This window comes from Nostoc sp. 'Peltigera membranacea cyanobiont' 213 (assembly GCF_002245975.1).
GTDB lineage: Bacteria > Cyanobacteriota > Cyanobacteriia > Cyanobacteriales > Nostocaceae > Nostoc.
On the sequence record NZ_NOLI01000090.1, the window covers coordinates 22090 to 32256 of the forward strand.

At 41.8% G+C, this 10167-nt stretch carries 6 protein-coding genes; 3 read left to right on the forward strand and 3 right to left on the reverse strand.

What is annotated here, in order from left to right:
* Window positions 1-27: 27 nt before the first annotated feature.
* The gene (gene argZ, locus CDG77_RS22180) at window positions 28-2139 is read right to left on the reverse strand and encodes a bifunctional arginine dihydrolase/ornithine cyclodeaminase (protein ID WP_094331502.1); all 2112 of its coding nucleotides are present in this window, start codon (window positions 2137-2139) and stop codon (window positions 28-30) included.
* A gap of 365 nt (window positions 2140-2504) precedes the next feature.
* On the opposite strand from argZ, the gene CDG77_RS38605 reads away from it, so the two are divergent.
* Together CDG77_RS38605 and CDG77_RS22185 are read left to right on the forward strand one after the other, a co-directional pair.
* Window positions 2505-2630 (forward strand): hypothetical protein, encoded by a 126-nt coding sequence (locus tag CDG77_RS38605; protein WP_258169595.1) that lies wholly within the window; start codon window positions 2505-2507, stop codon window positions 2628-2630.
* 385 nt (window positions 2631-3015) lie between these two features.
* Window positions 3016-4599 (forward strand): glycosyltransferase family 39 protein, encoded by a 1584-nt coding sequence (locus CDG77_RS22185; RefSeq protein WP_094331503.1) that lies wholly within the window; start codon window positions 3016-3018, stop codon window positions 4597-4599.
* Window positions 4600-4935: 336 nt separating this feature from the next.
* Here CDG77_RS22185 and CDG77_RS22190 read toward each other — a convergent pair whose 3' ends face one another.
* Entirely contained in the window at window positions 4936-5799 is an 864-nt protein-coding gene (locus CDG77_RS22190) for an alpha/beta hydrolase (protein ID WP_094331505.1), read from the reverse strand.
* Window positions 5800-6354: 555 nt separating this feature from the next.
* Between CDG77_RS22190 and CDG77_RS22195 the strand changes: the two genes are divergently transcribed.
* On the forward strand, window positions 6355-6759 hold the full coding sequence (locus tag CDG77_RS22195) for a response regulator (RefSeq protein ID WP_094331509.1): 405 nt from the start codon (window positions 6355-6357) through the stop codon (window positions 6757-6759).
* A 262-nt stretch (window positions 6760-7021) separates the two neighbouring features.
* On the opposite strand, the gene CDG77_RS22200 is transcribed toward CDG77_RS22195, so the two are convergent.
* Window positions 7022-10027 (reverse strand): MFS transporter, encoded by a 3006-nt coding sequence (locus CDG77_RS22200; protein ID WP_094331506.1) that lies wholly within the window; start codon window positions 10025-10027, stop codon window positions 7022-7024.
* Between the last annotated feature and the right edge of the window lie 140 nt (window positions 10028-10167).

The following is a 10167-nucleotide window of genomic DNA, read 5'->3' on the forward strand; positions in this document are numbered from 1 at the left end:
TCTCTGCGCCTTTGCGTCTACGTTTTCTTAACCTACCTTATTCACATAAGGACTTGTCAACTTATCCAACTGCTGAATCAACAGACTGAGGAATAATCCCACATCCGTCACCACACCTACCGATTCTACAGAACCGCGATCGCTTAACTTAGTCACCACAGCTGGATTAATATCCACACACACCATTTTCACCCCCGCCGGAGTCATATTCCCCACGCCAATGGAGTGCAGCATCGATGACAGCATCAAAATCATCTCTGCACCTTCTAAGTGTTTGGCATATTCCTCCTGTGCTTGAATCAAATCCATTTGGGTATCAGGTAAAGGCCCGTCATCCCGAATCGATCCCGCAAGCACAAAAGGTATATTATTGTGGACACATTCATACATCACGCCACTTTTAATTGCTCCTGCCTCCACAGCTTTGGGGATGCTGCCATAACGGCGGATACTATTAATTACCTTGAGGTGATGGCGGTGTCCACCCCGAACGGCGACACCCCGCTTCATGTCCACACCTAAGGAAGTGCCCATGATATTTTGCTCGATGTCGTGAACTGCGATCGCATTTCCACCAAGCAGCGCCTGTACATATCCTTCTCGAACCAGTTGCGCTAGGTGTTCGCCGCCACCAGTGTGAATCACCACGGGACCAGCCGTGACAACTACTTTACCGCCAGCATCGCGGATTTTACGTAATTCCCAAGCCACTTGTTCAACCACCAATTCCACGCGCCGTTCGCTGGAAACGCCCGCCGACATGAAGCTGAATTCTTGGGTGTTGCGGAGTTCGCGCGATTCTGTTTTGCGAATGGTACGGATACCTAAAACGTCTACAATTACCTGTTCGCCAACTTTTAAATCGCGGAGTATTTTACACCGAGCAACGAACCCAGTGGGAGTTTGAGTAATTGCGATCGCGCCATCCATCCGTTGATTTTCTACCTTCACCCACTGTCCCTTAATTCGGACTTCGGTAGGATAAATTGTACTGACGTAGAAATCATCTGGCGCTACACCATCTTGGATTACAGGTTCCAAGATTGCGTCACGCTCATCATGGGGTAAATCTACTGCACCCAAATCAATTAATAAAGAGATGATTTCTTCCATCACCTCATGAGATGGTGCTGATACTCTCACCTCGGCGGCGGAGGTACTTTGCCGCTGTTCTCCTAAGTTGAAATTCAGGACTTGGAAGCTTCCCCCGGCATCTATAATCAAATCTAAGGCGCGGTTAATTAAGCCAGCATCTAGTAAGTGTCCTTCCATGCGAATGATCCGGCTTTCTACCGATACATTGGCATGAATTTCATCTCTAACTGGTTCCGTTACCCGCAAAGTTAAACATTTAGCTGCGCCACCAGCTTTGAGAAATTCAGTAAGCGGTGTTTCCAACACTTGGAAACCCACCTCTGCAAGGCGGGTTTTCAAAGCCTCACTCGCTTTGTTCACGATCACAATGCTGTCCACATTCACCGAATTACAAGCGAAGTTGACTGCATCAGCTTCAGCAATTGCGATGCGCTTTTCTGGTGCGACTCGCATTTCAATTAAGCGGTTGGAATAAGAATCAAAAGCGCCAGGATAGTACAGCAAATAGCCATTTGCTAAGGGACAAAAACAGGTATCCAAATGATAGAAACGTTCGTCTATCAGTCGCAGTGAGAGAACCTCAATATCTAGCCATTTAGCTAGATAAGGGTGAGAATCTAATTCCGATCGGAAACCGTATCCCGCCCATAACCAGCGTCCTTCCCGATCTAGGAGTGCGTCTCCTGCGCCCTCAAAAGGCAAATCTTTGGGAAGTTCATTAACTGTATAACCATTTTCCTCAAACCATTGTTTGAAGTAAGGTTCCTCTCCTTGACGTTCTTTATGTAAAAAGCGACTGAGGACGACATTATCGCCCAGTACCAAGCCAGCGTTGGCGGTAAAAACCAAATCAGGCCAACCTTTCTGGGGTGTTACTAAATCTACGATGGCGTGTTGTTTAAGGATTTGGTGTAATCCTTGCCATTGTTCCACGGCGCGATCGCGCGATGATTTATGAATATTCCCTTCCATCCAGGGATTAATCACATAGTCTACATCGTAGTGGTCAGGAGGACACATCAAAAAGCGAATACGGGAAGTCATAAAAATCTTACAAGCGTTTATATATGCTACAAGCCCATTTTAGATACAGATTTTTGATTTACTAACATTTGGTAAAATCTGCTACTAAAGCTCTATCTTTGGATAGTTGAAGGCTTTACAAAAGCTTCACTTTTAATTCTATTACTGGAAGATGGCAATAAGTCGAGGAGGCGGCAAAATGACATACATCTATAACAGCCCGCTTTGATTTCTGTTCGCGCAGCTTGGCGTAGCCATATTTATTTGCGTCAAAAAGGGGCAAAGAGGCTCTAAACAAGGAAACATTATTTCTTTTTCTGGTTAGTAGGCTGAAAATATTTTAATTTGCATCCTCTAAAAAATAAATCTCTTGTGGGGTGGGCATCTTGCCCGCCCTAGTTGTGCAATCTTATTTGCGCGACAGTTTAGGCGCGATCGCAAATATCGCAACAGCGATCGCTAGCTCAGTCTACAAAATAAACCAGACCAAGGTTCGACTACTGCAAGGTTGAGTTTAAACAAACGTTAACGTACCTTTGCTTGCAATCCTACCCGGAGGCGTATTTATGGTATCTTTGTATAAACTTTATCAAATCTTTTTGTTTTTAACACAATTATTTTACGTTTAGATTAATTTATACTATACCATGTCAAGTAAAAATTGTATTTATTCTGGTATTTTATTGCCAAAATCTGCAAATGTTTTGAGACTCATTTTGTTGACATAGAATACCTTTAGCCCAAATATTTATAGAGAATTCGATCCTGGTTAACTGTTAATCTGAGATTATTATTTAGATGTTTACTTGCAGGCTTATACCTGTTATGCTAAACACGAATCTTAGATAAACTGCGATTAAAACTATTTTGAACTTCTGCTGATATCACTATTGATGTATGAATAACCAATTGTCAGAGAACTGGAATATTTCTAAATCTTGGTTGCGTTTTTTAGTAATCATCCTATTAGTTATAGGTATATTTTTTCGATTCGTTAATATTGACAAAAAACTTTATTGGGGTGATGAGGTTTTCTCATCATTACGCATATCTGGCTATATGCAGTCAGAAATGAAAAAGCAGTTAGGTAATGGTCGTGTGTTCGGCACAGAAGATTTGCAGAAGTATCAGTATCCCAACCCAGATAAAAATGCAACTGATACAGTTAAAGGAATTATCTTAGAAGACTCACAGATTTTGCCGCTATACATTTTGATAACCCGGTTTTGGGTAGAATTATTTGGTAATTCTGTAGCAGTAACGAGAAGTTTCTCGGCATTCATTAGTCTGCTGACTTTTCCTTTTCTTTATTTGCTATGTAAAGAATTATTTGAGTCTTCACTAATAGGGTGGATAGCCATAGCTTTAGTAGCCGTTTCACCTGTTGACGTGGTGTATGCACAAGAAGCACGAGCATACAGTTTATGGATAGTAACCATCTTAGCATCGAGTTTAGCACTGCTGCGAGCCATGCGCCTTCAAACAAAGGTTAGTTGGTTCATCTATGCAGCAGCATTATTAATAGGGTTTTATACCCATATATTTTTTACCTTAGTTGCTTTTTCACAGGGAATTTATGTAATTGCAATCGAACGCTTCCGATTGACTAAAATATCGGTTTCTTATCTGATATCATCGCTTGTGGCGTTTATAACTTTTGTACCTTGGATTTGGATTATTATTACCAATCCTCAACCAGAATCAGTAGGTTGGGCGGGTGTGAAACAAACATTATTTGCATCAGCGACAAGATGGGCTGGTATATTTAGTCGGACGTTTCTTGATTTAGGTATTAGCCCTAGCGATCCAGGAAAACTTAAGATTGCCTTAATTCCGTTTATTTTAATTATTTTAGTTTTAATGCTCTACTCAATTTATGTTCTCTGTCGAAGAACATCTAAAAGAGTTTGGTTATTTGTCTTAACCTTAATTGGCTCAGTAGGTCTTCCCCTACTAATAGCGGATTTTGTCTTTCGAGATCGATATGCTACTAGTCGATATACACTTCCCTCCGTTTTAGGTATCCAGTTAGCTGTTGCTTATTTATTGACCACTAAGCTCACGTCTATTTATACTAAAGCTTGGCAGAAAAAATTCTGGTCACTTGTAACATTTATATTAATAATGAGCGGAATTATATCTTGTACGATCAACTCTCAAGCCCAGATATGGTGGAACAAATACCCGGAAAGATACCAAGAATTTCCGAAAATTGCTAATATTATTAGTCAAGCAGATAAACCACTGTTAATTAGTAATACTGAGAACATCCTTCCACCAGTACAAATACTTGGGCACTTAGTCGATCCAAAGGTGCGATTTCAAATTGTAGAAAAAAATCAGTTGCCAGAGATTGCTAATGGCTTTAGTGACATATTTTTGTTTTTGTACGAGCCGTCTGACTTCTTAAAGGCTGGAGTTGAGAAGGTTTATAACTCAAAATTACAGCAGATAAACCGCTTTTTCTGGAAAGTAAAATAAATCCACCTAATTTTGGTGCAGATATGGCGCTTCAAATAAGAACATAACCACAGTAAGCTTTGCTCACCAGTGCAATTCCCAAGTGCATGACCTCATACTAGCTAGTAATGCCTAAAAGCTGGAGAAAGCGATCGCTCTCTTTATTTTAGGTATTTTAAAAGGGCATGTTATGTATTAATGCTAATATAGGAATCATATTTGATTATTGAAAAAATACAAGTATCTGTAGGGTGTGTTAGACGGAACATCGTAACGCACCATAAGCTTGGGATGGTGCCGCACTCTCCTTGCTAACGCACCCTACATGAATTTCAAAAATAAAATACTAGTCCTATATCATGTAGCTTTATTGATTTGCCTCAAAATTGCCGTACACAGTGTACTGTCAGTGTCTAAAAAACCATTGATTGCCGTAAAGTGGTTTTCATTAGGCTGTGGTAAGTATTCACCAGGTAATTCTTTTTCTTTCCATGCAGCCAAAAAATCTAGCGATTGACGTTGAAATTCTGAAGTTTCTTCGCCACCAAAAGTTACAAGTAGAAAGCCAGATTTTTCAGGAAGATGACGGATAGGACTATTGCGAAGAACTTCAGCCCAGGTGAGTTGTATTTTGGGTTGTAGCCAGGTGTAAGGAAATGGCATCAAATCAAACAAACCGCTAATAGCACAACCACCTTTAATGATGTCATCTGGTAGTCCATAGTCGTTTTTCCAGTCTGTAGACATGAGCATCGCAGTTAAGTGACCACCGGCTGAGTGACCAGCTACATAGATGCGATTGGGGTCTGCACCAAAGCTTTCAGCATGATGATAAATCCAGGCGATCGCTGAACGATTTTGACGGACAATCTCATCAATGGTTACTTTTGGACACAAGGCATAGTTAACCACTACCACTGTAACATTGGCAGCTACAAGACCTTGGGCGACAAAGCTAAAATCTTTGCTGCTGGACATTATCCAATAGCCACCGTGGATAAATACCAAAATTGGTGCCTGTGGCTGCGTTGCGGGAAAAATATCTAGATGTTCGACTAGGGTAGAGCCAAAAGCAACATCTAGATGACAACGTAGTTTTTCACGCACTCCAGCACTGTTTGTGGCATAAAAATTTATGTATTCAGGGATATCAAGACCTAGTTCGCTGGGATTGTACTGGTAATCTAGGTCGGCTTGAGTTTGAAAATTGCGGTACAGCATTGAGTTTTATGGTTTAGCTCAAGTAATTTTAAAGGTAAAACTTTCAGTCAAATCTCGGTCTAAATATTTTATTGAAGAAGAATTCAGAAGCCAGAATGGGCGTTTAGCCATTCTGACTCCTGAATTCTGTTTGATAAATTTACTATTTCTAGATTCTATTACGCAAGCTGAAAATTTATTCTTGAATAAATTTTTACTATTTCCTTACCTTCGCAAAGTTAAGATCGAATTATTGGACTAATTAATTTACTCTTTGTGGCAATTGCGTCAGGTAACAGCAGTATCTGTAAAGAAGCTATGGTAAGTCTTATTCCAGACCCGTAGATGTTCTTAGCGGCTTGTCGCTAGTGATGTACTCCGCCTGTGGTCTTATGGAGCGGATAAACTGCTGCCTACTGTTGTTGCTAACACCCAGCCACCAGGATACGATGCTGATGTGCGCGTAATTTAACACCTGCAAGCCCAGCCGTGATTCCGCCCACGCGCAACTGCAAGCATCCCCGTGACTACGACTTGGACTTGTACAAAGCTCGTCATTTAATTAAAAACTTTATTATGCAAACTTCTGGAACTCTTGCTGGTTTAGATATCCTGGTAGTTGAGGATGATAATGATACTCGCTTTTTCATCACTACTGTGTTGGAAATGGATGGAGCAAAAGTTATACCAGTAATCTCGGCAGATGCGGCCCGCAAAGTATTATCTGAATTGCAGCCCGATGTGTTAATTTCTGATATTGGGTTGCCTGGTGAGGATGGCTACACTTTCATTCGCAAAATCCGTGCGCTTCAACCAAAGAATGGTGGACGAGTCCCCGCTATTGCTTTAACAGCTTATGCTGATAGTGAGGATCGGATTCGTGCCTTGGAAGGTGGTTTTGACACTCATGTATCTAAACCGATCGATCCAGAAGAACTAGTTCAGATAGTGGCTAGCTTGGTTGCTTCTTGTAATTGGTAATTATTGTAATGTCTTGTTTTTTACACACTTAAATGTGGTGAGATTTATTAACAGTATGAAACTATTTATAAAGTAATCAAAATTTAGGGTGTGTTACGGCTTTAGCCTAACGCACCGCCATGTGACACAGTGTGTAAGGCGCTTTGATGACATTTTCTGCGATCGCTCATCTAGAAATATGTACTTAATACACCCGACGCTAATTTTATTTTTACTTTATAAATCAATCCGCTTGGGTTAAGGCTAAAACTCTTTGTCAAAGTCAATTGTAATTTTTGAATTGGTATTTTTTGAGCAACTCTTTAACTTGAGCAGACACCAAAGGATGTGGATCTTTTTGTAACTGGGGTAAGATTTGCAGGAGAACACGATATGAAACCATATTTAGATATGCGATCGCAGCTTCTCTAACAAAGCCTGTTGGATGACGCAAACTGACTAAAATCTCAGAGCTTGTTAGTCTGGTGCGAGTTACTTGAGCAAAATGAAAGCAGCAAGCTAGGCACCAGTCAGAAAGGAAGTTACCCAGCATCAGCAATCTGTGGAGGCGATCGCTAACTACCATATTTTCATATTCTACGATCTTGGCTTCTACAAGATGTTGCAATTTTTCTGCCTGCGGTCGGTTATCTAAAATATTCAGCAACAGAGACTTTGAAGACAAAGTTACGGTATGCTCTAGGATTTCTAACCCCCGCGCTAAGTTTACCACTGAGAGCGATCGCAAATTAAATGCTGCTGCCTGCATCTTTTCTGGCGAGTAAAGCAGCTTCAATAATAGTAGCAGCCGCTCCTTGACATCCAATTCCAATTCTAAAAGGGCGCGTTGCAGCAACTCTGAGACAATCACAATCCTCTCACTTGCTTGATGATTTTCTTTTTCGTCTAATATTTTCAAGTCTATATACGCGGCGTAAATTTCGCCTAAAAACTTTAATTCCTGCTCGATTAAATTTTCTACCCGACTTTCATAAAATCGATCGACTAAACCTCTAATTCCTGGTTGTTTATGTATTTTTAGTAAGCTGCGAAGTATATGATCCCTCGTAGTTCCCCAGGATGTCTCCAAGTTTTCCCATAAAGTCTCTAATGCCTGTTGAGTACCAATTTGAGCAATGGTACGCCAAGCGTACATCCGCACTACTTCTGGTTTGTAAATATTGGTAGCTAACCGCAACAGCATTTCTATAGCTTCATTCTCTAGTCGTACTAGGGCTGACATTGCTGTAGTGCGGGTTGATTTGTAATAAAGTGCTGCTATCAGTGCTGAATAGTACTCTTCTAAATGGGTTGCTGCAATCATTTCCAATACGGCACAGCGTACCCGTAACGACTCATCTTGTAACAAATTCGGGATATGAATCCGCAACGCCTGCAAATAAACTGCTTCTCTGAGCGCTCTAACTCCATTCACCCGTTCTCGTTCTTGCTTATGAGTCAACATTCGGCGCATGGTTTTAGTTGCTGCTACCTTTTGCATCGGCGTTCCCTGGCGTAAGACTAAAGCGGCGGCGGTGGCGCGGATGAGTGAGTTTTGCCGGGGGTTCAGGTATTCTTCTAGGATGGTTAAATTAGGATTTGGTTCAGCCAGCCAAACGTAGCGTAGCGCCAAGGCAAAAACTTCGGGGTTAGTTTCTTGCGGTTGTTCTAATAAAGGACGGATGGCGGATAGATAAGCGGGATTTGCACCTGCCATCAGCATAACTTCCAAACTTTGGCGCTGTAAATCTGGGGTTAATTTGACTAACAGAGGTGCTAAAACTTCCGCAGATCCTTGGGTGTCAATTTGGGCTAAAAGTTCAATACAAGAGCGTTTATCAGCCTCGCTGCCTTTTTCTCCTAAAGCTTTGACTACGCCTTGCTTGAAGAATCGTAAGCCGACATTGGTTGCACTCAAGTGACCCCGGGCCACACTTAAAACTAGCAGTTCAACGTAGCGCGATCGCAATTCCCAAACTACTTTTAAACAGGTGCCAGCTATCAACATTGTTTCTGCTACTAACACCAACTTTTGTAGTGGTACGGGTACAAACCGCCCAGAAAACAATAGAGTTGCAAAAATTAGCGCTCCTGTCAAACCTGTAGCGATCGCTTCGGCGGTTCCACCAGATAAAGTCTGCATCCGGCTGCGAATTGCCTCTGGAATCGGTTGGTACAGGATGGGGCCGCTACTCATGACAAAGGTGTAGCGCAGAAGTTCATCGCAAAATTTGACAATTATCAAACCCCAGAAAAAGCTTTGCGATTGGATGGCTGGAATTAAATTCAACAATACCAACACTCCTGGTAGTGCAATGCCTACAGTGATTGGTAAAAGGGTCGCTGTGAAAAATACTCCCATCCGTTCGATGAGTCGGCTGGAAATAAACCATTGCAACAACAATTCACACAGTCCCAACATTCCACCAAAAAGACCCAAAAAACTGGCGAGTTCTCGGTCGCCCAAATTAGATTGGAGTTCGCGCAGATATTGAAAATCTATTAACAACCCAATTACTTGCAATAGACCGACAAAGGCAAACAATTGCCAAACATAGCGCTTTAGGGGACTTTTAATGAAACGCTCTCGTGAAGCTTGTTCTTCAGGAATTAGTTTTTGTGGGGTTTCAGGAAAAGCCGCTCGATAGCGATTAGTTAAATAGAGTAAAATCCCCGATCCTAAGAAAATCACTAGACAGGCGATAAAGATGATCTTATTTAGTGAGGTGTATTGCACTAGCCAAGGCAAACTAAAACCACTAATCACATCTGCTACCAAAAGACCACTACTCACCAGTGGGTAAGTGCGCTTAATCTCCCGAATATTAAATATTTGGTTAGCAACGATGGAGGTGTTGAGGTCATTAACTACATAAAGGGCATCTACCCACAACCGCAGCAGAAAGGCCGAAATAACTGCCAGGTAGGAAATATGCGCTCCCCAACGTAATACAACTAATAAAAGTAATGGCATCAACATACAAGGTGCGATCGCCACAATCACCCGGCGTAAGGGAAAAATCCTTTGCAGCCAAGAGTATAAAAAAACCAGTCCTGCACTCATCGCGGCACTGGCAATATACATCCACGGCAAGAGATGAGTCCCATATTCATCTAAAAACAGCGCCACCGTACTGTCTTCTGCCCACCGCAATCCTACACACACAGTTGTGTAAAAAATAAACATTATCTGAGTTCGTTCGCTCTCCTCTGGTCGGAGATTCACCCACTGTAGTAGTCGTGGTAAAGCAACTTTATTTACAGCCAACCAGTGATTTTTCAGTTCCATGCAGTTTTATTTTCTGGTAGTATCACCGCGTAATGGGGGGCAAGGGAAGAAATGAAATATACTTCCTTGTCCTCCTTGTCCTCCTTGTCCTCCTTGTCCTCCTTGTCCTCCTTGTCCTCCTTGTCCTCCTTGTCCTCCTT